The sequence below is a fragment of the Marivita sp. S6314 genome, from assembly GCF_023015985.1.
Lineage (GTDB): Bacteria > Pseudomonadota > Alphaproteobacteria > Rhodobacterales > Rhodobacteraceae > Marivita.
In genome coordinates this window covers 1-26,612 of sequence record NZ_JALKAO010000007.1, presented here as the reverse complement: position 1 = coordinate 26,612, position 26,612 = coordinate 1, and the positions used below count along the sequence as shown (strand labels likewise).

Annotated in this window: 25 protein-coding genes, 1 tRNA gene and 1 pseudogene; 14 read left to right on the top strand and 13 right to left on the bottom strand. The window is 59.8% G+C overall.

Going from position 1 to position 26,612, the window contains the following annotated elements; all coding sequences use genetic code 11:
• Window positions 1–186 precede the first annotated feature (186 nt).
• Window positions 187–1,521: an NAD(P)-dependent oxidoreductase gene (locus MWU54_RS16370; protein ID WP_247085875.1), complete on the top strand. Its 1,335-nt coding sequence runs from the start codon at window positions 187–189 to the stop codon at window positions 1,519–1,521.
• Entirely contained in the window at window positions 1,514–2,821 is a 1,308-nt protein-coding gene (gene preA / locus MWU54_RS16365; protein WP_247085873.1) for an NAD-dependent dihydropyrimidine dehydrogenase subunit PreA, read from the top strand. Before MWU54_RS16370 ends, preA begins: the two co-directional genes overlap by 8 nt.
• A gap of 131 nt (window positions 2,822–2,952) precedes the next feature.
• On the opposite strand, the gene MWU54_RS16360 is transcribed toward preA, so the two are convergent.
• Together MWU54_RS16360 and MWU54_RS16355 are read right to left on the bottom strand one after the other, a co-directional pair.
• On the bottom strand, window positions 2,953–3,195 hold the full coding sequence (locus MWU54_RS16360; RefSeq protein ID WP_247085871.1) for a hypothetical protein: 243 nt from the start codon (window positions 3,193–3,195) through the stop codon (window positions 2,953–2,955).
• 43 nt (window positions 3,196–3,238) lie between these two features.
• Entirely contained in the window at window positions 3,239–3,874 is a 636-nt protein-coding gene (locus MWU54_RS16355) for a TetR family transcriptional regulator C-terminal domain-containing protein (RefSeq protein ID WP_247085869.1), read from the bottom strand.
• 164 nt (window positions 3,875–4,038) lie between these two features.
• On the opposite strand from MWU54_RS16355, the gene MWU54_RS16350 reads away from it, so the two are divergent.
• The 6 genes from MWU54_RS16350 (at window position 4,039) to MWU54_RS16325 (ending at window position 10,452) form a co-directional block, all read left to right on the top strand.
• Window positions 4,039–5,289 carry a Zn-dependent hydrolase gene (locus tag MWU54_RS16350; protein ID WP_247085866.1) on the top strand — a complete coding sequence of 417 codons (1,251 nt, stop codon included), beginning with the start codon at window positions 4,039–4,041 and terminating at the stop codon, window positions 5,287–5,289.
• A gap of 78 nt (window positions 5,290–5,367) precedes the next feature.
• Entirely contained in the window at window positions 5,368–6,822 is a 1,455-nt protein-coding gene (gene hydA / locus MWU54_RS16345) for a dihydropyrimidinase (RefSeq protein WP_247085863.1), read from the top strand.
• A complete protein-coding gene (locus MWU54_RS16340; protein ID WP_247085861.1) occupies window positions 6,822–7,643 on the top strand; it encodes an ABC transporter ATP-binding protein in 822 nt (273 codons plus the stop codon). Before hydA ends, MWU54_RS16340 begins: the two co-directional genes overlap by 1 nt.
• Before the next feature lie 3 nt (window positions 7,644–7,646).
• Window positions 7,647–8,579 (top strand): ABC transporter permease subunit, encoded by a 933-nt coding sequence (locus tag MWU54_RS16335; protein ID WP_247085858.1) that lies wholly within the window; start codon window positions 7,647–7,649, stop codon window positions 8,577–8,579.
• Window positions 8,576–9,430, top strand: a complete 855-nt coding sequence (locus tag MWU54_RS16330) for an ABC transporter permease (protein WP_247085856.1) — start codon at window positions 8,576–8,578, stop codon at window positions 9,428–9,430. Before MWU54_RS16335 ends, MWU54_RS16330 begins: the two co-directional genes overlap by 4 nt.
• A gap of 35 nt (window positions 9,431–9,465) precedes the next feature.
• Entirely contained in the window at window positions 9,466–10,452 is a 987-nt protein-coding gene (locus tag MWU54_RS16325) for an ABC transporter substrate-binding protein (RefSeq protein ID WP_247085853.1), read from the top strand.
• 46 nt (window positions 10,453–10,498) lie between these two features.
• On the opposite strand, the gene MWU54_RS16320 is transcribed toward MWU54_RS16325, so the two are convergent.
• Window positions 10,499–11,521, bottom strand: coding sequence for a LacI family DNA-binding transcriptional regulator (locus tag MWU54_RS16320; protein ID WP_247085851.1), 1,023 nt, complete (start codon window positions 11,519–11,521; stop codon window positions 10,499–10,501).
• 133 nt (window positions 11,522–11,654) lie between these two features.
• Between MWU54_RS16320 and MWU54_RS16315 the strand changes: the two genes are divergently transcribed.
• A tRNA-Arg gene (locus MWU54_RS16315) sits at window positions 11,655–11,731 on the top strand.
• 89 nt (window positions 11,732–11,820) lie between these two features.
• Here the strand turns inward: MWU54_RS16315 and MWU54_RS16310 are convergent.
• From MWU54_RS16310 to MWU54_RS16300, 3 genes are read right to left on the bottom strand one after another with little or no spacing between them, the layout of a single operon-like run.
• Window positions 11,821–12,975 carry an SRPBCC family protein gene (locus tag MWU54_RS16310; RefSeq protein ID WP_247085849.1) on the bottom strand — a complete coding sequence of 385 codons (1,155 nt, stop codon included), beginning with the start codon at window positions 12,973–12,975 and terminating at the stop codon, window positions 11,821–11,823.
• A gap of 4 nt (window positions 12,976–12,979) precedes the next feature.
• Window positions 12,980–13,957, bottom strand: a complete 978-nt coding sequence (locus MWU54_RS16305) for a nitronate monooxygenase (protein ID WP_247085846.1) — start codon at window positions 13,955–13,957, stop codon at window positions 12,980–12,982.
• Between the two features lie 22 nt (window positions 13,958–13,979).
• Window positions 13,980–15,482, bottom strand: coding sequence for an AMP-binding protein (locus MWU54_RS16300; RefSeq protein WP_247085844.1), 1,503 nt, complete (start codon window positions 15,480–15,482; stop codon window positions 13,980–13,982).
• Window positions 15,483–15,904: 422 nt separating this feature from the next.
• Between MWU54_RS16300 and MWU54_RS16295 the strand changes: the two genes are divergently transcribed.
• Window positions 15,905–17,107 (top strand): M24 family metallopeptidase, encoded by a 1,203-nt coding sequence (locus tag MWU54_RS16295; RefSeq protein ID WP_247085842.1) that lies wholly within the window; start codon window positions 15,905–15,907, stop codon window positions 17,105–17,107.
• Between the two features lie 48 nt (window positions 17,108–17,155).
• Here the strand turns inward: MWU54_RS16295 and MWU54_RS16290 are convergent, their stop codons facing one another.
• From MWU54_RS16290 to MWU54_RS16280, 3 genes are all read right to left on the bottom strand, one after another.
• Window positions 17,156–18,181, bottom strand: a complete 1,026-nt coding sequence (locus tag MWU54_RS16290; protein ID WP_247085839.1) for a GlxA family transcriptional regulator — start codon at window positions 18,179–18,181, stop codon at window positions 17,156–17,158.
• A gap of 9 nt (window positions 18,182–18,190) precedes the next feature.
• Window positions 18,191–18,997 (bottom strand): phytanoyl-CoA dioxygenase family protein, encoded by an 807-nt coding sequence (locus tag MWU54_RS16285; protein ID WP_247086154.1) that lies wholly within the window; start codon window positions 18,995–18,997, stop codon window positions 18,191–18,193.
• Between the two features lie 213 nt (window positions 18,998–19,210).
• On the bottom strand, window positions 19,211–20,446 hold the full coding sequence (locus tag MWU54_RS16280; protein ID WP_247085836.1) for a urate hydroxylase PuuD: 1,236 nt from the start codon (window positions 20,444–20,446) through the stop codon (window positions 19,211–19,213).
• A 100-nt stretch (window positions 20,447–20,546) separates the two neighbouring features.
• Between MWU54_RS16280 and MWU54_RS16275 the strand changes: the two genes are divergently transcribed.
• Window positions 20,547–21,455: a LysR family transcriptional regulator gene (locus MWU54_RS16275; protein ID WP_247085834.1), complete on the top strand. Its 909-nt coding sequence runs from the start codon at window positions 20,547–20,549 to the stop codon at window positions 21,453–21,455.
• Here the strand turns inward: MWU54_RS16275 and uraH are convergent.
• The gene (uraH, locus tag MWU54_RS16270) at window positions 21,452–21,805 is read right to left on the bottom strand and encodes a hydroxyisourate hydrolase (protein WP_247085832.1); all 354 of its coding nucleotides are present in this window, start codon (window positions 21,803–21,805) and stop codon (window positions 21,452–21,454) included. The two genes, MWU54_RS16275 and uraH, sit on opposite strands and share 4 nt — an antisense overlap.
• Before the next feature lie 150 nt (window positions 21,806–21,955).
• Between uraH and puuE the strand changes: the two genes are divergently transcribed.
• The 3 genes from puuE to MWU54_RS16255 are packed head-to-tail and all read left to right on the top strand — an operon-like array spanning window position 21,956 to window position 25,350.
• Window positions 21,956–23,368 carry an allantoinase PuuE gene (puuE, locus tag MWU54_RS16265; protein WP_247085830.1) on the top strand — a complete coding sequence of 471 codons (1,413 nt, stop codon included), beginning with the start codon at window positions 21,956–21,958 and terminating at the stop codon, window positions 23,366–23,368.
• On the top strand, window positions 23,365–23,853 hold the full coding sequence (locus MWU54_RS16260; RefSeq protein ID WP_247085828.1) for an ureidoglycolate lyase: 489 nt from the start codon (window positions 23,365–23,367) through the stop codon (window positions 23,851–23,853). Before puuE ends, MWU54_RS16260 begins: the two co-directional genes overlap by 4 nt.
• Window positions 23,854–23,907: 54 nt before the next feature.
• On the top strand, window positions 23,908–25,350 hold the full coding sequence (locus MWU54_RS16255) for a nucleobase:cation symporter-2 family protein (RefSeq protein ID WP_247085825.1): 1,443 nt from the start codon (window positions 23,908–23,910) through the stop codon (window positions 25,348–25,350).
• Between the two features lie 74 nt (window positions 25,351–25,424).
• Here MWU54_RS16255 and MWU54_RS16250 read toward each other — a convergent pair whose 3' ends face one another.
• The 3 genes and pseudogenes from MWU54_RS16250 to MWU54_RS16240 form a co-directional block, all read right to left on the bottom strand.
• Window positions 25,425–25,766 carry a RidA family protein gene (locus tag MWU54_RS16250; protein ID WP_247085823.1) on the bottom strand — a complete coding sequence of 114 codons (342 nt, stop codon included), beginning with the start codon at window positions 25,764–25,766 and terminating at the stop codon, window positions 25,425–25,427.
• Window positions 25,767–25,831: 65 nt separating this feature from the next.
• Window positions 25,832–26,344 carry an AmiS/UreI family transporter gene (locus MWU54_RS16245; protein WP_247085821.1) on the bottom strand — a complete coding sequence of 171 codons (513 nt, stop codon included), beginning with the start codon at window positions 26,342–26,344 and terminating at the stop codon, window positions 25,832–25,834.
• Between the two features lie 34 nt (window positions 26,345–26,378).
• Window positions 26,379–26,612 (bottom strand): annotated as a pseudogene (locus MWU54_RS16240) (ornithine cyclodeaminase family protein); the annotation flags it as partial.

Sequence of the window (26,612 nt, the reverse complement as noted above, 5' to 3'; positions counted from 1 at the left end):
TACAAGTAAGTCTTTGAAAAGACGAGGAGTACCTCCTCTTGGGCATACCCGGCACAACCAGATTGCATAGCAGTGCGGGCACGGGCGGTGGAAAAAAACTCGGGCGCAAAAAATTTTACCAGTTGATAAAATTTTTGACCCGTGAGACCGTCTTGGAAGAGTTCAAGCTGATCTCGGAGGGAGACCATGGACGCCAGAGCTTTGAAAGAAGGGGTTCACCCCGGCCGATTGGACGCAGATGCGCTCCAGGACGGCTTTTCGGATTTGCACGCGCCTTTGACCGATCACGAGGCCTTGGTGGCAGCCGACCGGTGCTATTTCTGCCATGACGCGCCCTGCATCACGGCCTGCCCCACCGCCATCGACATCCCGCTGTTCATCCGCCAGATCGCCACGGGCACACCCGAAGCGGCGGCGAAGACGATCCTGACGCAGAACATCATGGGCGGCATGTGCGCGCGGGTCTGCCCGACCGAAACGCTTTGCGAAGAGGCCTGCGTGCGCGAAGCGGCAGAAGGCGAGCCAGTGCAGATCGGCCGGCTTCAGCGTTATGCAACCGACGAATTGATGTCTCAGAACGTCCACCCGTTCTCCCGGGCGGCCTCGACGGGCAAGCGTATTGCCGTGGTCGGGGCCGGTCCGGCAGGGTTGTCCTGCGCGCATCGGTTGGCGATGCACGGGCATGACGTGGTGGTCTACGATGCGCGCCCCAAGGCGGGCGGCCTGAATGAATACGGGATCGCCGCTTACAAGACGACCGATGACTTTGCCGCGCGCGAGGTGGATTGGCTGCTCAAGATTGGCGGGATTGCGATCGAGAACGGCAAAGCATTGGGGCCGGATCTGACACTCGACGGGTTAAGGTCCGAGTTTGACGCGGTGTTTCTGGGCATGGGCCTTGGTGGCGTGAACGAACTGACTGCGCCGGGTGCGGACAAGGACGGCGTGCTGGACGCAGTCGATTTTATCGCCGAGTTGCGGCAGTCGTCGGATCTGTCGTCTCTGCCGGTCGGACGCGACGTGGTTGTGATCGGGGGCGGCATGACCGCCGTTGACGCGGCGGTGCAGTCCAAGCTGCTGGGCGCCTTGAACGTCACGATTGTGTACCGACGCGGTCGGGACCGCATGAATGCCAGCGTGTGGGAGCAGGATCTTGCCGCGGCCAAAGGTGTGCGGATCATTTCCAATGCGTCACCCGTCGCGGTGCATGGCAACGGGTCAGTGCGGGAGATCGAATTTGAATTCACGGATGACGATCTTAAACCCACCGGAGAAACGTTCCGTCTTGCCGCGGATCAGGTGTTCAAGGCCATCGGTCAGACGCTTGAGGGCGACGGGTTGCCCGCCCTCGACGGGCGCAAGATCGCCGTGACAGGTGCGGGGCGTACCTCGGTGCACGGTGTCTGGGCTGGCGGTGACTGTGCTGCTGGCGGAGAAGACCTGACCGTGACCGCCGTGGCCGAAGGCCGCGACGCGGCGGAAGATATTCATGCAAGCCTGATGGGAGGCTCCAATGGCTGATCTGACGACTGATTTCGTGGGCATCAAAAGCCCGAACCCGTTCTGGCTGGCCTCTGCGCCGCCGACCGACAAGGAATACAACGTCCGCCGCGCGTTTGAAGCGGGGTGGGGCGGCGTGGTCTGGAAGACGTTGGGCGAGGCCGGACCGCCTGTCGTGAACGTCAACGGGCCGCGCTATGGCGCGATCTGGGGCGCGGATCGGCGGCTTTTGGGGTTGAACAACATTGAGCTGATCACCGACCGGCCTTTGGAGGTGAACCTGCGCGAGATCAAGGCGGTCAAGCGCGACTATCCTGACCGGGCGATGGTCGTGTCGCTGATGGTGCCGTGCGAGGAAGAGGCCTGGAAGGCCATCCTGCCGCTGGTCGAAGAGACGGGAGCGGACGGGGTTGAGTTGAACTTTGGCTGTCCGCACGGGATGTCCGAGCGCGGCATGGGCAGCGCTGTCGGGCAGGTGCCCGAGTACATCGAAATGGTCACGCGGTGGGTCAAGCAGAACACACGCATGCCCTGTATCGTCAAGCTGACGCCGAACATCACGGATGTGCGCAAACCGGCGATGGCCGCACTTGCGGGCGGCGCGGATGCGGTGAGCCTGATCAACACGATCAATTCGATTACATCTGTCGATCTGGACCTGTTCGCGCCGGAGCCGACGATTGACGGCAAAGGCGCGCATGGGGGCTATTGCGGACCTGCGGTCAAACCCATCGCGCTGAACATGGTGGCCGAGATTGCGCGCACACCCGAGATGGCGCATCTGCCGATTTCCGGCATTGGCGGGGTGACGACCTGGAAAGATGCGGCGGAGTTCATGGCGCTGGGCGCAGGCAATGTGCAAGTGTGTACTGCGGCGATGACCTATGGGTTCAAGATCGTGCAGGAGATGATCTCGGGCCTGTCGCAGTACATGGATGAAAAGGGGATGACGTCAACGTCGGAACTCGTGCGCAAGGCGGTGCCGAATGTCAGCGATTGGCAGAACCTGAACCTGAATTACGTGACCAAGGCGCGGATCGATCAGGATCTCTGTATCGCGTGTGGACGGTGCTATGCCGCCTGCGAGGACACCTCGCATCAGGCGATTGCGATGTCCGAAGACCGGGTGTTCACGGTCAAGGACGACGAATGTGTGGCGTGTAACCTGTGTGTGAATGTATGTCCGGTTGAGGAGTGCATCACCATGGTCGAATTGGCGCCTGGGGCGGTGGACGAGCGGACCAATACCCCGGTTGCAGCCGAGCATGGCGACTGGACCACACATCCGAACAATCCTGCGGTGCGGACTGCGGCGGAATAAGATCGGAAAAATCGCAGCGCCTGTTTATTTTTTTCTAACGAACCCCCAAGAAACTTCGTACGAAGTTTCTTGGTCCCGCCCAGTAATTTCTGGTGGTGTGCATGATTTCTGTCAACGGCGGACCCTGCGTCTTACCCGATGCGGGAAATGGACTGGGCGTGGCAGACAATCAGGTAATCCGTTCCGACATCGTAGAGCTGAAACCCGCGTGCGCGGATTTCGGCCTTTAGCAGGTCAAGACCGATTTCCCGGTGCACCGCCCCTTTCTTGCGTCGCACGACACCTTTGCGTCGCACGGCATCTGCGCTGAACAATTGGGCGCGCCCATGGGGGTTGAAAGCGGTCGGGGCGTCAAACGCGTGTTGCATATCCATGCGCGCAATGTGCCTCACTGTGGTTAAACACCGATGAATCCCTTCAAGGTGAGAGCAGCTTGCGGAACATCTCTTCGACAAACTGCTCTGCCCCGCGTGCGCGTTTGTCATCGCCGGGCAAAAGCACCGAGATCTGGGCGTCAAAATCCGCGTAGTGTTGTGTCACCGCCCAAATCGAAAAGATCAGGTGTGCGGGATGCATTGTGGCCAGCTTTCCGGCATGCATCCACGTGTTGACGATGCCGCATTGCTGGTCAAAGAGCGGCTTCAGCGTCGCTTCGAGATGCGGCAGCATGCGCGGTGCGCCTTGCACAATCTCGTTGGCAAAGAGCCGCGATTCGCGCGGGTAGAGGCGGCTCATTTCCATCTTGCGGCGGATATAGCGCAGCATTTCTTCCATCGGGTCGCCGTCTGGATCCAGCGCGTTCAGGGGGCTGAGCCATTCGGTCATCAACGTGTTGAGCAAGTCCACATGGATCGCTTCCTTGCTTTCGTAATAATAGATGAGATTGGGTTTGTGCATGCCGCAGGCGGATGCAATCTGGTCAAGGGTTGTGCCTCTGAACCCATGTTTGGAAAACAGCTCCAGCGCCGCCTCAAGAATGCGTTTTCGGTTCTCCACCTGGATGCGGCTTGGCTTGCGTGCGGGCTCTGTCACCTCTGTGTTCCTTTTTGCCATTTTGCCGGGCGGCGGATGGAATTGCGCCGTGCTGGGGGCCTGTCGGTCAAGATCATGCCTTGACAGGCTCGGGGTGCATTGCAATCGTAACTTTACCAATTGGTAAAAAACCTGAGCGCCGCGCGCAAGCGTCATGCTGGGACCATCGGCAAGGGGGGGATAAAATGGCTGCACCCGGTGAAAACCTTCGGATCAATGGCGACCGTTTGTGGGACAGCCTGATGGAGATGGCCAAGATTGGCCCGGGCGTGGCCGGGGGCAACAACCGCCAGACCTTGACCGATGAAGACGCCGAAGGGCGCGCGCTGTTCCAGACATGGTGTGAAGACGCGGGATGCAGCATGGGCGTTGACGAGATTGGCAACATGTTTGCGCGGCGCGAGGGCACGGATCCTGAGGCGTTGCCTGTCTATGTTGGCTCGCATCTCGATACCCAGCCGACGGGTGGGAAATATGATGGGGTTCTGGGGGTCTTGGGTGGATTGGAGATCATCCGGTCCTTGAACGACCTGGGGATCAAGACGAAACATCCGATTGTTGTGACCAACTGGACAAACGAGGAAGGCACGCGCTTTGCGCCAGCGATGCTGGCTTCTGGTGTGTTCGCAGGCAAGCATGACCTGCAATGGGCGTATGACAAAGAGGATGCGCAGGGCAAACGGTTTGGGGACGAGTTGGAGCGGATTGGCTGGAAGGGCCCCGAGAAAGTCGGCGACCGCAAGATGCACGCCTTTTTTGAGTTGCATATTGAACAGGGTCCGATCCTTGAGGCCGAGGGCAAGGATATTGGCGTTGTGACCCATGGTCAGGGGCTGCGCTGGATCGAATGCACAGTCACCGGCAAGGAAAGCCATACGGGATCGACACCCATGGCGATGCGCAAGAACGCGGGGCGCGGGTTGGCGCTGATCACCGAGCTGGTGCACGAGATTGCGATGAAGAACCAACCCAATGCGGTAGGGGCCATCGGGCATATCGACGTTTATCCGAATTCGCGCAACATCATCCCCGGCAAGGTGGTTTTCACAGTCGATATGCGCACGCATTTGCTGGACAAGCTGAACGGCATGGTTGACGAGTTCATGGAGCGCGCGCCGAAGCTGTGTGACGAGATTGGCGTGAGCTTTGACTGCCATATCGTGGGTCAGTTTGATCCGCCTGCGTTTGATGAAAATTGCGTTGGCGCGATCCGGGATGCGGCAGAGCGGTTGGGATATTCCCATATGGATATCGTGTCTGGTGCAGGGCATGATGCCTGCTGGATCAACGACGTGGCACCGACGGCGATGGTGATGTGTCCCTGTGTGGACGGGCTGTCGCATAACGAGGCGGAAGAGATTTCCAAGGAGTGGGCGACCGCGGGGACGGACGTTCTGTTCCATGCGGTTGTTGAGACGGCTGGCATTGTCAGCTGATTGGGGGCTCTGCCCCCGGCCTTCGGCCTCCCCCGAGATATTTTTGAACCAGAGAAGATCAGGACGACGGAGCGAGACATGACCACAGTCATCAAAAACGGAACAGTTGTCACAGCGGACCTCAGCTATGAGGCGGATGTCCTTATCGAAAACGGGGTGATCACCGAGATTGGTCCGAACCTGAAAGGCGACGAGGAGCTGGACGCAACGGGCTGCTATGTCATGCCCGGCGGCATTGACCCGCATGTGCATCTTGAGATGCCATTCATGGGGACCTATTCCAGCGACGATTTCGAAAGCGGCACACGTGCGGGGCTTGCGGGTGGCACCACGATGGTGGTGGATTTCTGTCTGCCGAACCAGGGTGAGGGGCTGCATGATGCGCTGAAACGCTGGGACAACAAATCCACGCGCGCGAATTGTGATTATTCGTTCCATATGGCGGTGACGTGGTGGGGCGAGCAGGTGTTCAATGACATGAAATCCGTCATTCAGGATCGCGGCATCACCACGTTCAAGCATTTCCTGGCCTATAAAGGCGCGCTGATGGTCAATGATGACGAGCTGTTTGCGTCGTTCAACCGTCTGTCAGAGCTAGGCGGCATCGCCATGGTGCATGCGGAAAACGGCGATGTGGTGGCCGAGATGACGGCGAAATTGCTGGCTGAGGGCAACACCGGGCCAGAGGGGCATGCCTATTCGCGGCCCTCGCAGGTTGAGGGCGAAGCGACGAACCGCGCGATCATGATTGCGGATATGGCGGGTGTGCCGCTCTACGTGGTGCATACCTCTTGCGAGGAAGCGCATGAAGCGATCCGGCGTGCGCGGATGCAGGGCAAGCGCGTTTGGGGTGAGCCGCTGATCCAGCATCTGACGCTGGATGAAAGCGAGTATTTCCATGATGATTGGGACCATGCCGCGCGGCGGGTGATGTCGCCGCCGTTCCGCAACAAGAAGCATCAGGACAGCCTTTGGGCCGGTTTGCAGTCGGGCTCCTTGTCGGTAGTGGCGACGGACCATTGTGCGTTTACGACGGAACAAAAGCGCACCGGGATCGGCGATTTTTCCAAAATCCCCAACGGGACTGGTGGCTTGGAAGACCGGCTGCCCATGCTTTGGACGCACGGGGTGGAAACCGGGCGGCTGACGCCGAACGAGTTTGTTGCGGTGACGTCGACCAATATTGCGAAAATCCTCAACTGCTATCCGAAGAAGGGGGCGGTGTTGGTTGGTGCAGATGCCGATCTGGTGGTCTGGGACCCAGCGAAAGAGAAAACCATTACGGCAGGCGCGCAGCAATCTGCGATTGATTACAACGTGTTCGAAGGCCATCACGTCAAAGGTCTGCCGCGTTTCACCCTGACCCGCGGGCATGTCGCGGTGCATGACGGGGAAATCCGTACGCAGGAAGGCCATGGCAAGTTCGTGGCACGTGAACCAAACGGGACGGTGAACAAAGCGCTGTCGACCTGGAAAGACCTGACCGCACCGACGCCTGTGAAGCGGACGGGCATTCCTGCGACGGGGGTTTGATGCAGGACGTAGCAGAGGCTTCGGTTTTGGACCAAAGTTCCACCTCTCCGGTCATTTCGGCACAGGGTCTGGACCTGACGTTCGAGACAAATGACGGACCCGTGCACGCGCTGTCCGGGGTTGATCTTGAGATCGGCAAGGGGGAGTTCGTTAGTTTCATTGGCCCCTCGGGCTGTGGCAAGACGACGTTTCTGCGCTGTGTCGCGGCGCTCGAAACACCCACGGGCGGCACATTGACGGTTAATGGCATGACCCCGGACGCGGCGCGTAAGGCGCGGGCTTATGGGTACGTGTTTCAGGCGGCGGGGCTGTATCCGTGGCGGACAATTGAGAAGAACATCGCGTTGCCGCTGGAGATCATGGGCTATTCGAAGGCCGAGCAGGACGTGCGCATTGCGCAGGTGCTGGAGCTTGTCGAGCTGTCGAATTTTGGCAAGAAATACCCTTGGCAGCTTTCTGGCGGGATGCAGCAGCGCGCGTCGATTGCGCGGGCCTTGGCGTTTGATGCGGATATCCTGTTGATGGATGAACCGTTCGGCGCGCTTGATGAGATTGTGCGCGATCACCTGAACGAACAGCTTCTGGAGCTGTGGGCGCGGACCGAAAAGACCATCGGATTCGTGACGCATTCGATCCCCGAAGCGGTGTATCTGTCGACCAAGATCGTTGTGATGTCGCCGCGACCGGGGCGGATCACGGACATTATCGAAAGCCCGCTTCCCAAGGAACGGCCGCTCGACATTCGGGACACGCCGGAATTTCTGCAGATTGCCCATCGCGTCCGCGAAGGGCTTCGTGCCGGGCATGCCTATGACGACTGAGCTATGAGAAACGTGGTTCCCATCCTCGCGGTGCTGGGTGCGATTGTGGCACTTTGGTATGCCGTCGTGGCTCCGATGAACATTCGCGGTGCGTTGGATATGGCAGAGCGCAGCGGGGCAGAGGTGGTTCCGGCAGAATCGCGTGCGCGGTTCGAGCAATCCGTCTGGCGCCTCATGGTCAATAACCCCGATTACATCGCGGCGGGGTACAGTCTGGATCGTCCGCGATTGCCCACGCCGCAGCAGGTCGGGCAGGAATTGTGGAAAACCACCGGGGAGATGGCGCTGAAGGGGCGGCCGATGTCCAAAAGGTCGTTGATCTATCACGGATGGATCACGCTGCAATCCACGCTCTGGGGGTTTGTGCTGGGCACGGTGCTGGGCATGGCGGGGGCCATTGCCATCGTCTACAGCCGCGTTGTCGATATGAGCCTGATGCCCTGGGCGATCATCAGCCAGACCGTGCCGATTGTGGCCTTGGCCCCGATGATTATCGTCTTGTCGAGTCAGGTCGGGATCGAAGGGCGCGGCGTGCCCAAAGCGATCATCTCGGCCTATCTGTGTTACTTCCCGGTGCTGGTTGGCATGGTCAAAGGGCTGCGGTCGCCGGGTGTGGCGCAGCTGGATTTGCTGAAGACCTATTCGGCGTCGGGTGTGCAAGCGTTTCTGAAGCTGCGCTTGCCGGCCTCGATGCCGTACCTGTTCACATCACTGAAGATCGGCATTGCCGCCGCGCTGGTGGGAACGATTGTCGGTGAATTGCCCACAGGGGCGATTTCCGGTCTGGGCGCACGTATTCTGATCGGGGACCAGTTTGGCACGCCGCTTGCGATCTGGGCGGCGCTGTTTGCCGCCGCGATTTTGGCTGGTGTTCTGGTGACGCTGCTGGATGTGTTGCAACGGCTGACACTGCGCCGGATGGGGATGCAGGCATGACCTGGCTGGTCTTCGCGCTGGTGTTCTGGGGCGGCGCGTGGGCGCTGAATGCCTATCTGGCCAATTCCCAATGGCGGGGCTCCATGGCGGTGCGCGTGCTGATCCCGGTGCTGTTCGGGATCACACTGCTTGTGTTGTGGGAAGGCATTGTCCGTGGGTTCGGGGTATCGCCCGTGATCCTGCCCGCGCCGTCGACCGTTGCGGCGACCTTTGCCAATTCGACGGACATCCTGTGGGAAGATTTCCGGCAGACCGTTCTGAAGGGCGCGTTGTCAGGCTTTGTCATCGGGGCGGCGGCCGCGTTTGTGACGGCGGTGCTGATCGACCGGTCGGCCTTTCTGACACGGGGGTTGCTGCCCATCGGGAATTTCGTCGCGGCGCTGCCGATTGTCGGGATCGCGCCGATCCTGGTGAACTGGTTCGGCTTTGACTGGCATTCCAAAGCGGCGGTCGTCGTGGTGATGGTGTTTTTCCCGATTCTGGTGAACACGGTGCAGGGTCTGCGCGAAACCGATGCAATGCAGCGCGACCTGATGCGCACCTATGCTGCCGGATATTTCGACACTTTGTTCAAACTCCGCCTGCCTGCGGCGTTGCCGTTTGTGTTCAACGGGCTGAAAATCGCGACAACGCTTGCATTGATCGGGGCAATCGTTGCTGAATACTTTGGATCGCCGACACGGGGCATGGGGTTCCGCATCTCGACAGGCGTCGGCAGTTTATCGATTGACCTGGTTTGGGCCGAGATCGCAGTGGCTGCGATTGCGGGCACGTCCTTTTACGGGTTGGTCGCCTGGATCGAAAAGCGGGTCACGTTCTGGCACCCGTCGCATCGGTCGGATGGAAGATAATAAAAAACGGCAAACAACAACTTGGAGGTTACCACATGAAAACGAAATTCCTTGGCGCACTTGCGGCGGTTGGGCTGGCAGCCCCGGCCTGGGCGGCAGATGATGTCACGCTGCAATTGAAATGGGTCACGCAATCGCAATTCGCGGGCTATTACGTGGCGCTTGAAAACGGCTACTACGAAGAGGCGGACCTGAACGTCACGATCAAACCGGGCGGCCCGGACATCGCGCCCACACAGGTGATCGCAGGCGGCGGTGCCGATGTGACGGTCGAATGGATGCCAGCCGCGCTGGCCGCACGCGAGAAGGGCCTGCCGCTGGTCAATATCGCGCAGCCGTTCAAAAGCTCGGGCATGATGCTGACCTGCTGGAAGGATGCCGGGATCGAAAGCCCCGAAGACCTCAAGAACCGCACGCTGGGTGTCTGGTTCTTTGGCAATGAATTCCCGTTCATGTCCTGGATGAGCCAGCTTGGCATTTCCACGGATGGCAAAAGCGAAAACGGGGTAGAGGTGCTCAAGCAGGGTTTCAACGTCGACCCGTTGCTGCAGCGTCAGGCCGATTGCATTTCCACCATGACCTATAATGAATATTGGCAGGTGATTGATGCAGGAGTGAACCCCGATGACCTGGTGACCTTCAAGTACGAGGACCAGGGCGTCGCGACGCTTGAAGACGGTCTGTACGTTCTCGAAGACCGCCTTGACGATCCGGCCTTTGTTGAAAAGATGCAGCGCTTTGTGGCGGCGTCGATGAAGGGCTGGAAATGGGCCGAAGAAAACCCCGATGATGCCGCGATGATCGTTCTCGAATATGACGAGACGGGCGCGCAGACCGAACAGCATCAAAAGCGGATGATGGGCGAAGTGGCCAAGTTGACCGCCGGATCCAATGGTGCGCTTGATCCAGCCGATTTCCAGCGCACGGTTGCCACGCTTCTGGCAGGTGGATCGGACCCGGTCATTACGGCTGATCCGGGCGATGCGGCCTGGACGCATGCGGTGTCAGACGCGCTGAACTGATCCGATCCGGACATAAAAGACAAAAGGGCCTTCGGGCCCTTTTTCATTAGCGGCGCAGGGTGTCGCCGTAGTTGATCTTGGGCGTCAACTCGACCACTTTTGGGCCTTCGTTTTCTGGTGAAGTGACGCGCTGGGCGATGATTTCTGCCGCCTTCTCGCCGATCTCGGTGCGGCAGGCATCCATCGTGGCCAACTGCCGTGGCAGACCTTCCAGAAGCTCGACCCCATTGAACCCGGCCAACCCGATCTGGTTGGGAATATCCACGCCCTTTTCCAAAAGAGACAACAGCCCACCGGCCGCGATCATATCGTTGGAATAATACAGGAAATCCAGTTCCGGATCGCGCGCCAGCATCGCGTCGGTCATTTCGCGCCCTTTGGCGAGCGCCGATCCACCCGAGTAAAACTCCTGATCCGCGATTTCGATGCCGCCCTTGGCAAGCGCCGTGGTGAACCCTTCGAAGCGTTTGCGCGCGCGGTGGTCCAACGGCATCTTTGTGCCCAGGAACCCGATCCGTTGGTAGCCTGCCTTGAGAATGGCCTCCGCCATCTTGCGCCCGGCGCGGCGGTGGGAAATGCCAACCATTGAGTCAATCGGCGTGCCATCCACGTCCATGATCTCCACCACAGGGATGCCGCTGGCGGTCAGCATGGCGCGCGACGCATCGGTGTGCTCCAACCCCGCGATGATGACGCCGGAGGGGCGCCAGGACAGCATCTCGTACAGAACGCGCTCTTCTTTTTCGGGCAGATAATCTGTCACGCCGACAACCGGCTGCAATTCGGTTTCTTCAAGCACCGCGCTGATGCCCGACATCACTTCGGGGAACACCATGTTGCGCAGACTTGGAATGATCACCGCCACCAGATTGACCCGCTGACTGGCCAGCGCGCCTGCGATCTTGTTGGGCACGTAGCCGAGCGATTTTGCCGCCGACAGAACACGCTCCCGCGTGGTTTTGGACACGTCACCCCGATTGCGCAACACACGGCTTACGGTCATTTCCGAAACGCCCGACGCTTCTGATACATCACGGAGCGTCAGCGGGCGGGTATCGTCATTGGCCAAGTGCGTCATCCTTTTGCAATTACACGAATGCTACCGCAAACATGAACTGTCCAGCAAGCGATTGCGCGGCTTTGGAAAAAGTCGATTGTCGCAGATGACAACCCGCACGTTCCTCAGTATGCCTTTGTTGTGCGGTCCCGTGGCTCAACTGGATAGAGCAGCCCCCTCCTAAGGGGCAGGTTGCAGGTTCGAATCCTGCCGGGATCGCCAGTTCGTTTCTGGCCCAAGCCTTTGATCGGGACACGCTGTAGGTGGGTCGATATGCGCGCCCCGATGACACTGCGTTTTGGTTGCCGGGGTCAGGCTGTCAATCGGCCCTCTAGCGCGTCGTGGATGGCTTTTGTGCCCAGTTGGAGGCCGATCTCGTAGCGGCCGAAGAGGAATTCGGCATTGGCACCCGAGGTCAGGCCCTTTTGGATGTTCTCGCCGATCTCGAAATCTTCGCTGAAGACGGTCCGGATCACGTCGTAGTTCTTTTCCCAGTAGCCCTGCGCCTTTTCGGTTTTTGGCGCTTCGGGGATCAGCATCATGCATTTGAAAATGCAGGTATCGACCCCGGTCGGGATGATGGTGTGCACGTAGACGTGGTCCGTCATCACCTGCACGTAATTGCAGGGGAACAGGTAGTTCTGCGTCATGAAATACGGGCGGTGCTGCCAGTCTTCTTGCGCTTTGTCTTTCAATTCCACGATTTTGGGCAGCGGAACGGAGTGGCGCACATGTGGATATTTGTCCAGCCAGGAGCTTTGGTTGTCGAGATAGGCTGAACAGGCGGTGTGTTCGTGCGCGCCGCAGAAGTGATAGGATTCCTGGAAGCCCTCCAGCGCCAGGTGCCAGTTCATGTTGCGGTCCAGTGACCATGCCTTGAAAACCGTGTGGGTCTCAAGGTTGAGGCTGCCCAGTTGTTCGGCCATGGGGGCCAGCCAGGCATCGATGTCCAGATCGTCGTCGCCTGCTGACGGGCGCACCCAGATCAGGCCGAAGCGTTCAAAGGCGGGCAGTTCCACAAGCCCGAGCGCCTTTTTGTCGATGTCGCCAAAGCCCGAGGCGTGGGGCAGGCCGCGCAGGGCGCCGTTCAGGTCGTAGGTCCATTTGTGGTAGGGGCAGGAGAACGTCTTGGCCTTGCCACAGCCTGCATCCGTCAGGCGCGCGCCCCGGTGGCGGCAGACATTCATGAAGGCTTTGACCACACCGTCATTGTTGCGCGTGATCAGGATCGGCACACCAAATTCGTCATTGGTGAAATAGCTTGCCGGTTCCGGCAATTGTTCGGCATGGCCCATGATGACCGGGAACTTGCGGAACAGGGTTTCCATCTCCCGGGCAAGGACGTCGGGATCCGTGTAGGTGGACACCGGATTGCGCATCAACTGAGGCTGCATATCGGTTGTACCGTCCTCGGTGTGCTTGAGGATGCTTTCGATGATCCGGGTTTCTTCGGTGCTGATGGCCATGATCCTACACTCCGTTCTTTTGTTTTGCGTCGGTGCAGTAGCGGCTGCCTTTGCGTTGGTCCTCAACGGCGGTCCTGTAACCGTCACATAGCGTGGCGACGACATCGGCGATGCTTTCGGGTTCGGTGACCCCGCCAACGCCCTGACCGGCGCTCCAGACATGTTTCCAACCTCGCGGCGCGTCATGCATATCGCCGGAGAAATCAATTTTGACAGTTTCCTTCATATCTTCAAGGGACAGGCCGGCGGCTTCAACACTTGCGCGCAACCAGTTGCCCAAGGCTCCGGTGATGGCGCGCGAGGGGATCAGGTCTTCCATCGTGCTTTGCCACACCATTTCGCGGTACTCTTGCGAGATCATTGTTTCCCGCGTGGCCAGAAACCGGGTGCCGAGATAGGCGAAATCCGCCCCCAGGTTTTCAACAGCGCGGATGGCGCGGCCGGTTCCGATGCCGCCGCCGACAACCAAGGGCCCGTCAAAGAAGCTGCGGATTTCTTCGATGAAGGGCAGCATCGCGAATTCACCCGTGTGCCCACCCGCGCCCGAACAGACCAGAACCAGACCATCCGCACCCTTGTCCAACGCCTTGCGCGCGAATTTCGGAGAGATCACATCCGCAAAAACCAAGCCACCATAGCCGTGTACCTGGTGGGTGACGCGGTGCGGGCCACCCAGCGCGGTGATGACCAGATCGGGTTGGAATTCTTCGATCAGCGCAAGTTCGTCGTCAAAGCGGCCATAGCTTGTATGCGTGATCATGTTCATCGCCCAGGGGGCGTCGTCTGACCCGACATTGTCTGTAATCCGGGTCAGCCAATCGCGCAGATCTGCCGTTGTGCGGGCATTCGGCGCGGGAAAGGATCCCATGACGCCGGACCGGCAGGCTGCGATGACGGTTTCCGGGTTGGACACAAGGAACATCGGCGCCGCAATTGCGGGCAGGACCATTTTCGATTTCAGCGCATCGATACGGGTTTTCATAAGCGGGCTTTCGTCGCGGCCGTCAGGCTTGGGTCTGCAGGCTGTTTTGCAACTGGCTGCGGTCGACCTTGCCGGCGGGCGTCAGGGGCATTTGGGGAACAACGATGACCTGTTCGGGCAGCTTGTACGCGATCAGCGTGTTCCGGCAAAACTCCAGAATCTCGTCTTCGGTTGTATCGGATCGCAGCGTGACAAAGGCAACGGGAACCTCTCCGGACCGGTCATGCGGGCGCGCAACGACGCAGGCACCGGACACGGCGGGATGGGTCAGAAGCAATTCTTCGATCTCGCGCGGGAAGACGTTGAACCCGCTGACAAAGATCACGTTTTTCTTGCGATCCGTGATTGTCAGAAACCCGTCCGCGTCCAGGGTGCCGATGTCGCCGGTATAGACGTATCCATGCCGCAGCGCGATCTGCGTTTCTTCGGGGTTGCCGGTGTAGCCGGTCATCATATGCGGGCCTTTGACACGGATTTCGCCGGTCTCGCCCGTGGGCAGCACCCGGTCGCCGGTTTCAAGATCGACGATTTCGATCGTGGTATCCGGAACGGCCTTGCCGGCAGAGCCCGGCATCACGCCATAGGCTTCGGTGTTGATCGAAATCGGTGCGATTTCGGTCATGCCGTAGCCTTCGTAGATCTTCAGGCCGGTCGCGGCTTCCCAGCGTCTGTGCACGTCGAGCGGGAAGGGTGCGCCGCCGCCCGGACAAATCCGCAGGTTTGGAAAGGTTGCGGTGGCAAATTTTTCTGATGCCATGACCGCTTGGTAAATCGCGGGCGGGCCGCCGCCAAAAATCGTCACGCCTTCGTTGGCCAGAAGATCGACAATCACGTCCGGATGAAAGCGTTCGGGGATCACCACGGCACCGGACTTGATGATCGGATTGGTCAACCCCATCAGAAAGCCGTAGATATGCGTGAACGGGGCCACCGGCAGCCAGATTTCACCGGGTTTGGTGCGCCAGCCCCAATCGCCGCGCTCCATCGTGGCGATGATGGCGGCGTTGGAGTGCGGAACTTGTTTGGGCAGGCCGGTGGTGCCACCTGAAAACATGATGGCGGCGATGTCGTCCGGGGCACTTGGGTCGCGCAGCGCGTCGGCATCCGCAAGCGGCGCGTGATTGGTCAGTGCCGCGTTGTTCATCAGACGCGTCGGTGCGCTTTGATGGTCCCGGTCGGACAAGACAAGCGCGATATCCAGACCATCCAGCAGCTTGGCGATCGTGGCCTCCGGATGCCCGTTATTGATCAACGCGGGCGTGCCCCCTGCGAACAAGGTTGCGAAATAGGCAATCAGGAAGTCCGGCGAATTGGGCAGGATCAGTGCAACGACCCGGCCTTGCACATCATCGCGCAGGTCTTCGGCAAGCGCGTGGATCGCCGCTGCGGCCTCTCCATAGCTCAGTTTGCCGTCCGTGCTTTTGCAGAAAAGCGCCTCTGGCGCGGCGTCAAAGGCCGCCTTGAAGGCGGATGCAACCGTGGGTGCCTTGATGCTCCATCCGGTTGCCGGCAGGTCTTGTGTCACTCTCTGGCCCCTGTGTCTGATGCCTGTCATGTCTGTTGGCCTGGTAGGACCAGATCCGTCTCGCGGTGTTTAAAGGACAGCCTTTCATGTTCGCAACGCTGAATATCCCGCACTTTGCTGCAATCCGGCGGTGCGGCCCAGCGCGGTATCCAGTTCTTGACGTGCGTTTGCCTGCCCAAGCGGATGGCCCAATGCGGAGAACCCACAGGGTTTTTTCGGCGATCCGACCTGCAAAGATTCTTGATTTTTGATCAGACGCGTGCCACGAGAATTTTGGTCAGGCGATGGCGTCGCCGCTGCATACCACATCTTTTGTTTACCATCCTGAACGCCGGGATCTTACTTTGCCGTTTTCCGCGGTGAGGGAAGGTGCCCCTTCGCTCATCGTGTCATTGGGCACCGTGATGCGAAGGAGTCTTTTGATGGAGCGTCCACAACACTACCGTTTTCACCAGGGAGAGAAAGTTCTTCCATTTGCCGATGCCGAGTACGAAGCGCGCCTTGCCGGGTTGCGCAAGTCCATGGCGGATATGGGCGTTGATGCCTGTGTCCTGACATCAATGCACAACATCGCGTATTATTCGGGCTTTCTGTATTGCTCGTTCGGGCGGCCCTACGCGCAGGTTGTGACCGCCACCGAAACCGTAACCATGAGTGCCGGCATCGACGCGGCGCAGCCATGGCGGCGCGGGTATGGCGACAACATCACCTATACAGACTGGCAGCGGAACAACTACTGGCGCGCCATCCAGTCGGTGACCGGGTCGGGCAAAGTGATCGGGTACGAAGGTGACCACCTGTCCATCGTGCAGATGGGGTTGCTGGATGAGTTTCTGTCGCCCAAGCAAAAGGTCGACATTGCGCCAGCCACCATGCTGCAGCGGATGCACAAATCCCTGGCGGAACTGGAATTGATCCGCGCCGGTGCGAACACCGCTGACGTCGGTGGCTATGCGATCCGTGACGCGATCAAGGTTGGGGCGCGCGAGGTCGACATCGCCATGGCCGGTCGGGACGCGATGGAGCTTGAGATTGCCAAGCGGTTCCCGGATTCCGAAATCCGGGATTCTTGGGTGTGGTTCCAGTCGGGCATCAACACTGACGGGGCGCACAACCCCGTGACCTGCCGCACGCTTGAGCGGGGCGATATCCTTAGCCTCAACACCTTCCCAATGATCTCGGCTTATTACACCGCGCTGGAACGCACGTTGTTTGTTGAAACCGTGGACGAGGCGTCTTTGAAGGTCTGGGAAGCCAATGTCGGCGCGCATGAATACGGCATGAGCCTACTCAAGCCGGGCGCGACCTGTTCCGAAATCACGCACAAGATCAACGCCTTCTTCGAAGAGCGCGATCTGCTGCAGTACCGCACCTTCGGGTATGGCCATTCCTTTGGCGTTCTCAGCCACTACTACGGCCGGGAAGCGGGTCTGGAACTGCGTGAAGATATCGACACGGTTCTGGAACCTGGCATGGTGATTTCGATGGAGCCGATGCTGACCATTCCGGAAGGCCAGCCCGGTGCCGGTGGCTACCGCGAACATGATATTCTGATCATCACGGAAGACGGCAACGAGAACATCACCGGCTTCCCCTACGGCCCCGAGCACAACGTTATCGGTTGATCCGGACCACATGTCTGGCCGCAGTGTTGCGGCCAGATACCCGCCCGCTCAGCCGCGCTTTCCGCGTGCGCCATAGGGCGTCTCGCCGTAGCGCGCCTTGAAATGCCGTGAAAAGACGTTGACCGAGTTGAAGCCAACAGCGGTCGACACCTCCATCACGGTCATATCGGTTTCCACCAGCAGGGCGCGTCCACGCTCAAGCCGGATGTTGCGGTACACCGCAGCGGGGGCTTCCCCCAAGAGCTTTCTGAATTGGCGCTCCATCTGACGCCGGGACACACCGGCATGCGCGGCCAGATCTTCGAGCGTCAGCGGTTCCTCGATATGCGCGTACATGCCTTGTACGACCTGCAACAGCTTGGGGTTGCGCGAATCCACGGCAGTGGCGATCGAGGATCGCTGGTCCCGGCGGCCTTTGAGTTCGGGATCATTGAGGCACATATCCGCGATCAGAACCGCAAATTCGGTGCCGTAATCCCGTGCAATCAGGGTCAGGATCATCTCGGTGGCTGCAGAGCCACCGCCACAGGTGAGCAGATCGCCGTCTTCCTCGAACCGGTTGCGGGTGGGTTCGAGTGTCGGGAAGGCTTCGATGAAGCCCGGCTGGTTTTCCCAATGCAGGGTAAAGCGTTTGCCGTCCAGCAACCCGGCCCGCGCAAGGGTCGCCGCACCGGTGCAAATCGCCCCGAACGAGCTTCCGAACCGGGCACGGCGGCGCAGTTCGGCAATGGTTGCTTCGGACGCGGCGACGTGCCCCTGATTTCCGGCACAGACAAAGATTTGCGCCTTGTCATCGACACCCGCCAGCGCGCCATGCACTTCGACCGACAGCCCCGAAGACGATGCCACCGATGCCCCGGTTTCAGAAACCACGTGCCACCCGTAAAGCGGCGCGCCGGACACCTGATTGGCGATGCGCAGCGGATCGACGGCAGAGCTGAAGGCCAGTAGCGTGAACCCGTCCAGCAACAGGAAATTGAACCAGCGGGTTTCACGCGGCTGTGTGATCGGAAAGCTGAACGCGCCATCGGGGATAACCGGGGTCCGGTGCGTATCTGATGCAGGTTCAGCCATGTGGTGATCTTACACGTTTGCCGTTTCGCGCAAAACCGGAAACCAATCTTCGCGCAGCCGCTGGCCCGGAACCATGTCATGGCCGGGGAAGGGCGGGGATGTCGGACCGGGGCGCGCGACGTAGCGGGCGTCATCCCCGACAAGGCGAAGCGAGAATGCACGCCGGCGGCTGCCCGTTTCATTGCCACGCGCGCCGTGCAGCGTCATGAAGTTGAACGCAACGGCGTCGCCCGGCTCCATCGTCCATTCGCGGATGTCCATGCCGTCGGCATCGGGATCGGGAACGGGCTGGTAGGCATCTTCGTCGGGGTAGAAACTGGTTTCAGCCAGCCAGCGTGTCGGCAGCACCGGCTTTTCCCAGCGATGGGATCCCGCCACGCAGCGCAGGGAGGCCGTGTCGACCGGATCAAGCGGTGACCAGAAGCTGATCGTCTGCTGACCTTCGACAAAATAGTAGGGGCCATCCTGATGCCACGGTGTGGGTTTCGACGTGCCGGGCTCTTTGACTAGTACGTGGTCGTGGAACATCTGCACACGGTCACTGCCCATCAGCTCTGCTGCGACCTCGGCCGCAGGGGAGTCGGCGATGGCTGCGCGAAATTCGGGAATGCGTTCCCAGTTGCAGTAATCGTCGAAAAAGCGACCCGCTTCGCCTTCCTTGAGGTTCTCTGCCGCGTAGGGACCGGGTTCGGACATGTTGCGCGCAACCCCGTCGCGCAGGGTGTCCACCTGGTCTTTGAACAGGCCACGGACCAGAACAACGCCGTCGCGCTGGTAGGTGGTGATGTCTTCTGCGGACAACAGGGGATGGGTCATGTCGGGAACCTCCGGAATCAGGCTGTGCATCGGCGGGGCCGCGCGTTTGGTCAAGTATACATCATGTGTTGTCGGTCACGCACCCGCGATTGCGACATGTTGCGCGTGTACGATTGACATTTTCCCGCTGCAATGGGGTCGCGTAAAAAAGCCAGCGCGCGGTCTTTTGCAAGCCGCGCGTGTGCTGTTTGTGAGGCTGTGTCGCCGGATACTCTAGTTGGTCTTTCTGACCTCGCGCACCCAGGCGATGATGGCTTGGCGCGCCTCGTCGTCCATCTGGATCGCGTTGGGGGGCGGCATCGCATGACTGACACCGGCCTGCAGGTAAATCGCGCTGGCGTGGCGGGCGACGTCCCCTTCGGTTTCAAGCAACACATCCTTGGGGGCCCAGCGAATCCCGTCCCATGTCGGTTCGCGTCCATGGCACATGGAGCAATTGCCGACGACGGCAAAGTACGCTTCTTCGAACCCCTCTGCCGACGCGTATTTCTGTTCATACGGGGTCAGGTCGCGCGCTTCGGCCTCTTCATAGGTTTCGCCGGTTCTGACGGTCGACAGCCAAGCGATGACGATCATCAGCACAATGGTCACACCCCACGTCCAGTTCGGGGCAGCGCCGGTTTTGTGCATGGTGTTAAAGTAATGCCGGATGGTGACGCCTGTGAGGAAGATCAGCGAGGCAATGATCCACGCAAATTCCGTGCCAAAGGCCAGCGGGTAGTGGTTGGACAGCATCAGAAACACAACCGGCAGCGTCAGGTAGTTGTTGTGGGTTGAACGGACCTTGGCGATCTTGCCGTATTTGGCGTCCGGCGTGCGGCCTGCCTTGAGGTCTTCCACCACGATCCGCTGGTTTGGCATGATCTGGAAGAACACGTTGGCGGTCATGATGGTGGCGGTGAACGCGCCAAGGTGAAGAAGGGCGGCGCGTCCGGTGAAAATCTGGTTGTAGCCCCAGGACATGATCACGAGGATCACGAACAGCAGCAGCATCAACAGGGTCGGGGTGTCCGCCAGTTTCGATTTGCACATCGCGTCATACAGCAACCAACCGATGGTCAGCGACCCGGCCGAGATCAGGATGCCCTGCCACAGCGCAAGGTCCGCCTTGGTCGGGTCAAGCAGGTATAGCTCACCGCCCACCCAGTAGATGATCATCAAAAGCGCCGCGCCGGACAGCCAGGTCGAATAGCTTTGCCATTTGTGCCATGTCAGGTGTTCGGGCATCCGGGCCGGGGCGACAAGGTATTTTACCGTATGGTAAAAACCACCGCCATGGACCTCCCATTCCTCGCCATATGCGCCTTCGGGAAGGGCATCGTTCGGCTTGAGCATGAGATCAAGCGCGATGAAGTAGAACGACGCGCCAATCCAGGCCATCGCCGTGATGACATGCAGCCACCGCACCGAGAACGCGATCCAATCCCAAAGGATGGCTAAGTCATACATGGTGGTCCCTCCGATACCTGTGTTCCGGGGCAGTCTATGCGGGCTGTAATTGTTCTGCTATGTCTGCAGAAGGCCAAGCAGCATCAAAAAAAACCGAATAATGTCTTATCTCGACAACATCCGCACCTTCGTCCGCGTCTACGAACTTGGCAGCATGTCCGCCGCCGGACGCGATTTGCGGATTTCTCCGGCTGTGACGTCGTCGCGGATATCCCAGCTTGAGGAACATCTGGGCGTCCGGTTGTTCCAGCGCACCACCCGAAGCCTGGCCCCCACGGATCAGGGCAAAACCTTCTTCGGGGCGGCGTGCGAGATCCTTGAAGCGGTCGAGAACGCCGAAGCGCAGGTCATCAACATGACCGACAATCCCAAGGGATCGTTGTATGTTGCAGCGCCGCTGGGCGTTGGACGACGGCTGATTGCGCCGCAGGTGCCGGGATTTCTTGACCTGTATCCGGAAGTGAAGATGCGTCTGAGGATGACGGACCGAAAGGTGGATCTGACAACCGAAGGGCTGGATCTGGCGTTTTTCCTTGGCAAACCCGAGGACAGCAACCTGCGCATTCGCAAGATCGCGGACGTGGAGCGGGTGCTGTGCGCGTCGCCTGACTATATCACGCGGCGGGGGAAACCTATGGATGGTGTGGAGCTGGTGTCAGACAATCACGAATGCCTGAACCTGCGGTTTCCCGGCGCGACCGAATTCCAGTGGCGTCTTGTGACCAAGGATGGCCCGAAACGGTTTCGCGTTGCGGGGCGGTACGAATCCGATGACGGGGACGTGCTGACCGACTGGGCGCTTGCGGGGCATGGCATCGCGATGAAACCCCTGTTCGAGGTCAGCGAGCATCTGCGCGCCGGGCGGCTTGTCGCGGTATGTGAAAACATGCCGCCGGAACCGATCCAGATGGCGTGCCTGTTTACACACCGAAAAAGGCAGGATCCGAAGACCCGCCTCTTTATGGAATACATCATCGAGAAAATCTCGGACGTGGTAAAAGCCGCTTAACTGCCGCGATAGGTGGAATAGCCGAACGGCGACAGCAAAAGCGGCACATGGTAATGCGACGCTTCTGACATCCCGAAACGCAACGGGACGATGTCGAGGAACCGTGGGTTTTCGGCGGGGGTGCCGATGGCGTTCAGGTAATCTCCGGCGTGGAAAACCAGTTCATAAACGCCCGTCTCGAACTCTGCTGCCGGCAGGATTTGTTCGTCGGTCCGACCATCGTCATTGGTGGAAAGCGTCTTCAGATGCGTCCGGCTGTCCCCGTCAATTCGGAACAGGTCGATCTTGAGCCCTTCGGCCGGACACCCGCGTGCCGTGTCGAGGACGTGTGTTGTCAGATAGCCGCTCATGAAACCCTCCAGATATCTCTGTAATGTGTCTGACAGACCGCATGCTTTGCATCAAAGGTCTATCCTCAAGAGGCTGTATCAAAATTTTTTTGAAAAACTTCCTCATTGTTTTGTTCTAAAGAGGATTAAGGGAAATGAAGGGAGTTTACCGTGAACCGCTATCCACGCGACATGACAGGCTATGGACCAAAACCTCCGGCGGTGACGTGGCCGAACGGGGCAAAAATCGCTGTTCAGATCGTGTTAAACTACGAAGAAGGCGGCGAGAACAATATCCTGCACGGGGATCCCGCATCCGAGGCGTTCCTGTCCGAAATCACCGGGGCCGCGCCCTGGCCCGGGCAGCGCCATTGGAACATGGAATCGATCTACGAGTACGGATCGCGCGCCGGGTTCTGGCGCGTTCACCGGTTGCTGGGCGATTTGCCAATCACCGTTTACGGGGTTGCCACCGCCTTGGCGCGGGCGCCCGAACAGGTGTCGGCGATGAAATCCTCGGGCTGGGAGATCGCGTCACACGGTCTGAAATGGATCGAACATAAAGACATGTCGCCCGACGAAGAGCGCGCGCAAATCCAGGAGGCGATCCGCCTGCACACCGAAGTGACCGGCAGCGCGCCGCGCGGTTGGTACACAGGCCGGTGTTCGATGAACACGGTCGATCTGGCGGCGGAAGTGGGCGACTTTGCCTATATCGCCGACAGCTATGCCGACGATCTGCCCTATTGGGTCAAGGCGGGCGGTAAGGATCAGTTGATCGTGCCTTATACAATGGATTGCAACGATATGCGGTTCGCCATTCAGGCGGGCTACACCAACGGGGCGCAGTTCGAGAGCTATCTCAAAGACAGCTTTGACATGCTGTACGAGGAAGGCGAGGCGGGGCATCCGGCCATTCTGTCCATCGGGCTGCATTGCCGCCTGATCGGGCGTCCGGGCCGGGCCAAGGCGTTGCAGCGCGCGATTGAGCATTTCCAGAAACATGAGGGTGTCTGGTTCGCCACGCGGGAACAGATCGCCGATCACTGGGCTGCCGCGCATCCGCCGGTAAAGACGGAGCGCCCGTCCGAGATGGACCGTGACCGCTTCGTCGAGGCGTTTGGCGGCATTTTCGAACACAGTCCCTGGATCGCCGAGGGCGCACACGCGCTTGAGCTGGGCGAGACGCATGATACTGCGGTCGGTGTGCATCACGCGCTGTGCCGGGTGTTCCGGACCGCGTCGGACGAGCAGCGTCTGGGCGTTTTGACAGCCCACCCGGATCTGGCGGGCAAACTGGCCGCGGCGGGCAAGCTGACGGCGGAAAGCACGGCAGAGCAGGCAGGTGCAGGTCTTGACCTTTTGACCGATGAAGAGCGCGCGACGTTCCAGGATCTGAACGCGCAATATGTCGACCGGCATGGATTTCCGTTCATCATCGCGGTCAAAGACAATGACAAGGCGTCGATCCTTCAGGCGTTTCACCGCCGGATCGGCAATGACCGTGACACGGAGTTCGCCGAAGCCTGCAGACAGGTCGAACGGATCGCGGAACTGCGCCTGATCGAGAAATTCGCGTCATGAGCACCACGCTGAAAGCCGTGCCCATCACGCAGGACGCGATTGCCGGTCTGGCCGAGTTGATCGAAGCGCGCGGAGAGGCGGACAAGCTGATCAATCAGGACCAGTGCGGGCGTTTCCACAACCGCGCAACGCTGGACGTGGTTGATGGCGAAGTCGGGATCAGTGTCTTCAAGTCGGCGTCGTTTTCGATGCCGTTCAAGATGGAGATGATGGAACGGCACCCGTTTGGATCGCAAGCCTTCCTGCCAATGCAGGAGGGCGAGTACCTTGTGGTTCTTGCCGAGGACAAAGACGGAAAACCCCATGCGCCACGGGCCTATATCGCCGGTGCCGGACAAGGGGTGAATATTGGACGGAACGTGTGGCACGGGGTGTTGTGCCCGCTGTCCGATCCGGGGCTTTTCATGGTCGTAGACCGTGTCACAGACAGCCCGAATCTTGAGGAACACTGGTTCGACCAGGCGATTACGATCGAGCGACAATAAGAAGTAACACGCGGTTGGGAAGGCCGCGTCGCATCACTAAGGGAGGGACAACTCATGTCAGATGCATCCATCGGGACGCCGGAACAACTCCGCGACCCCAATTACACACCGGCCTTGCACAAGGCCATTCCACTGGGCATCCAGCACGTTCTGGCCATGTTCGTGTCAAACGTCACCCCAGCGATCATCATCGCAGGCGCTGCGGGCTTTGGCTTTGGCTCAGATGCAGGGGCGCAGGGTTTCCCTGACATGACCTACCTCATCCAGATGTCGATGCTGTTTGCCGGCATCGCAACGCTGTTCCAGACGATCGGTTTCGGTCCTGTGGGCGCGCGACTGCCCATCGTTCAAGGGACAAGCTTTGCGTTTATCCCGATCATGATCCCGCTGGTGGCGGGCAAAGGCGTCGAAGCACTGCCTGCACTGTTCGGCGGCGTGGTTATCGGTGGTCTGTTCCACACGTTCATTTCAACCTTCATCGGCAAGATCCGCTTTGCCCTGCCGCCGCTGGTGACGGGTCTCGTGGTCACGATGATCGGTCTGGCGCTGGTCAAGGTCGGCATTCAATACGCCGCCGGTGGTGTGCCTGCGATCAACGCGCCGGAATACGGCTCGCTTCTCAACTGGTCAGCAGCACTTGTCGTGATCTTCGTGACGCTTGGTCTCAAGTTCTATGCCAAGGGCATGCTGGCGGTCTCGGCTGTCGTGATCGGGATCACAGTGGGCTATTTTTATGCCATGGCCGTCGGCATGGTCACCGTTGAAGGCATCGCAACCAGCTGGAACCGTGCCGCACCTGTCGCGTTCCCCGTCCCTCTCAAGTACGGGATCGAATTCAGCTTTGCCGCCATCGTCGGCTTCTGTCTGATGGCGTTTGTCTCGGCTGTTGAAACAGTGGGTGACGTCTCCGGGATCACCAAAGGGGGTGCAGGCCGCGAAGCAACGGACAAGGAAATTCAAGGCGCGACCTATGCCGATGGTGTTGGTTCTGCAGTTGCTGGTCTCTTTGGCGGTTTTCCGAACACGTCCTTCAGCCAGAACGTTGGCCTGATCGCGATGACTGGGGTGATGAGCCGTCACGTCGTGACAATCGGCGCGATTTTCCTGATCATCTGTGGACTGATCCCCAAGGTCGGCGCGGTGATCCGTACGATCCCGATCGAAGTCCTTGGGGGCGGTGTGATCGTGATGTTCGGCATGGTTGTGGCTGCGGGTATCTCGATGCTCTCCGATGTGCGCTGGAACCGTCGCAACATGGTGATCTTTGCGATCTCCCTGTCGGTTGGTCTTGGTCTGCAGCTTGACCCGAAAGCGGTGCAGTACCTGCCCGACACGCTGCGCATCCTGATGACCTCTGGTCTATTGCCAGCCGCTGTCATCGCCATCGTCCTGAACCTCATCCTGCCGGAAGAGCTGTCAGACGAAGCGACCGAAGAGGTCTCCGGTGGCCTCGCGGGTCATGCCGAAGGCGAATTGGTCAAAGACGATCACGTCTGACGCAAGAGGTCACATCTCAAAACGCAAAGGCCCGGTCACATCGACCGGGCCTTTTTCGTGTCTTGCGGGGGGTGTTATGAGTAAGCCGCATCCACGATGAATTCGACCTTGAGCTCCGGGCGCGCTAGCTTGGCCTCTCCACAGGCACGTGCCGGGGCATGGCCCGCAGGCACCCAGGCGTTCCAGACTTCGTTCAGACCGGCGAAATCTGACATGTCGGCCAACCAGATGGTCACCCGCAGCATGTTTTGGCGGGACGATCCCGCCTTCTCCAGTAGGGCATCAATCTTGTCGAGGCACAGACGCACCTGTTCCTGGATGGTCTCCCCTTCGGCCACCTGGCCGGTCAGGTACGCCACGCCATTGTGCTTGACGATTTTCGAAGAGCGTTCTCCGGTTTCGATACGTTCGATCATGGGGTTTCCTTTGTGTTGATCTGGGGTGAATGACAGGTGAGGACGCGGGTCGGGATGCACCTGCGTCATGCGCCGACATTGTTCAGCAGGACAAGCGCGGGCATCCACGCCGTCAGGACGCCCGCCGCCAGCGTTGCATGGGCGGTGGGCCGCACCAGAGGGTGTTGCAGCGCCAGCGTGACGAAATACAAGAACCACAGGCCCGACCAGGCCAGCCAGCACAACCCCAGCCACAGGTCCATGACGGTCTGCGCTGCGCTCAGGGTGGTGATCGCTTCAGGCAGAACCGTGATCGCCACGAACAGGCTGAACCACCCCAATCCGCGCCCGTCGGCCCCGGTCATGCGATTGATCGCAACCCACAGATACGTGACGCTGAACAGCAAGGTCAGCGCGGTGTTGCGCACATCGGTCAATGCCTCGGCGCGGATCAGCGTCAGCAACGCAACGGTTGCGGTCACGGCTGCCGTGACGAGGTTGATCACGATGATCTCCCGGTCTGCGATCCGGCCAAGCATCCAAAGCCCGTTCAGCACGAGAACGGCCCCGACAAACAACAGGGACAACGGGAGATACATGCGAAAGTCCTCTCTGGCGGTCTGCTCTCCGCGCTCAGAAGTCCACTTCGATTGCGACGCCGCGTTCGATGGCGAGGTCGACGACCTTTGCGGCGACGGCGAGGTCCTGCAGCCCGACGCCGGTGCCGTCAAACAGCGTGATGTCCTCTGGCGATGTGCGCCCCGGATGCGTCCCGTTGATCACCGCGCCGATCTCGATCACGTCGCTTTCGGCAATCAGCCCTGCGCCCACCGCGTGCTGCGCCTCGCCGATGGACACCGATTGCGC

What these genes read in the sequence shown, in the direction of transcription:
- MWU54_RS16360 (WP_247085871.1), bottom strand. Translation starts at nt 3,195, where the DNA reads ATGGATATGCAACACGCGTTTGACGCCCCGACCGCTTTCAACCCCCAT.
- preA (WP_247085873.1), top strand. Translation starts at nt 1,514, where the DNA reads ATGGCTGATCTGACGACTGATTTCGTGGGCATCAAAAGCCCGAACCCG.
- MWU54_RS16340 (WP_247085861.1), top strand. Translation starts at nt 6,822, where the DNA reads ATGCAGGACGTAGCAGAGGCTTCGGTTTTGGACCAAAGTTCCACCTCT.
- MWU54_RS16370 (WP_247085875.1), top strand. Translation starts at nt 187, where the DNA reads ATGGACGCCAGAGCTTTGAAAGAAGGGGTTCACCCCGGCCGATTGGAC.
- MWU54_RS16245 (WP_247085821.1), bottom strand. Translation starts at nt 26,344, where the DNA reads ATGTATCTCCCGTTGTCCCTGTTGTTTGTCGGGGCCGTTCTCGTGCTG.
- MWU54_RS16335 (WP_247085858.1), top strand. Translation starts at nt 7,647, where the DNA reads ATGAGAAACGTGGTTCCCATCCTCGCGGTGCTGGGTGCGATTGTGGCA.
- MWU54_RS16325 (WP_247085853.1), top strand. Translation starts at nt 9,466, where the DNA reads ATGAAAACGAAATTCCTTGGCGCACTTGCGGCGGTTGGGCTGGCAGCC.
- MWU54_RS16275 (WP_247085834.1), top strand. Translation starts at nt 20,547, where the DNA reads ATGTCTTATCTCGACAACATCCGCACCTTCGTCCGCGTCTACGAACTT.
- MWU54_RS16350 (WP_247085866.1), top strand. Translation starts at nt 4,039, where the DNA reads ATGGCTGCACCCGGTGAAAACCTTCGGATCAATGGCGACCGTTTGTGG.
- uraH (WP_247085832.1), bottom strand. Translation starts at nt 21,805, where the DNA reads ATGAGCGGCTATCTGACAACACACGTCCTCGACACGGCACGCGGGTGT.
- MWU54_RS16290 (WP_247085839.1), bottom strand. Translation starts at nt 18,181, where the DNA reads ATGGCTGAACCTGCATCAGATACGCACCGGACCCCGGTTATCCCCGAT.
- MWU54_RS16260 (WP_247085828.1), top strand. Translation starts at nt 23,365, where the DNA reads ATGAGCACCACGCTGAAAGCCGTGCCCATCACGCAGGACGCGATTGCC.
- hydA (WP_247085863.1), top strand. Translation starts at nt 5,368, where the DNA reads ATGACCACAGTCATCAAAAACGGAACAGTTGTCACAGCGGACCTCAGC.
- MWU54_RS16280 (WP_247085836.1), bottom strand. Translation starts at nt 20,446, where the DNA reads ATGTATGACTTAGCCATCCTTTGGGATTGGATCGCGTTCTCGGTGCGG.
- MWU54_RS16295 (WP_247085842.1), top strand. Translation starts at nt 15,905, where the DNA reads ATGGAGCGTCCACAACACTACCGTTTTCACCAGGGAGAGAAAGTTCTT.
- MWU54_RS16310 (WP_247085849.1), bottom strand. Translation starts at nt 12,975, where the DNA reads ATGGCCATCAGCACCGAAGAAACCCGGATCATCGAAAGCATCCTCAAG.
- MWU54_RS16305 (WP_247085846.1), bottom strand. Translation starts at nt 13,957, where the DNA reads ATGAAAACCCGTATCGATGCGCTGAAATCGAAAATGGTCCTGCCCGCA.
- MWU54_RS16255 (WP_247085825.1), top strand. Translation starts at nt 23,908, where the DNA reads ATGTCAGATGCATCCATCGGGACGCCGGAACAACTCCGCGACCCCAAT.
- MWU54_RS16330 (WP_247085856.1), top strand. Translation starts at nt 8,576, where the DNA reads ATGACCTGGCTGGTCTTCGCGCTGGTGTTCTGGGGCGGCGCGTGGGCG.
- MWU54_RS16355 (WP_247085869.1), bottom strand. Translation starts at nt 3,874, where the DNA reads ATGGCAAAAAGGAACACAGAGGTGACAGAGCCCGCACGCAAGCCAAGC.
- MWU54_RS16250 (WP_247085823.1), bottom strand. Translation starts at nt 25,766, where the DNA reads ATGATCGAACGTATCGAAACCGGAGAACGCTCTTCGAAAATCGTCAAG.
- MWU54_RS16285 (WP_247086154.1), bottom strand. Translation starts at nt 18,997, where the DNA reads ATGACCCATCCCCTGTTGTCCGCAGAAGACATCACCACCTACCAGCGC.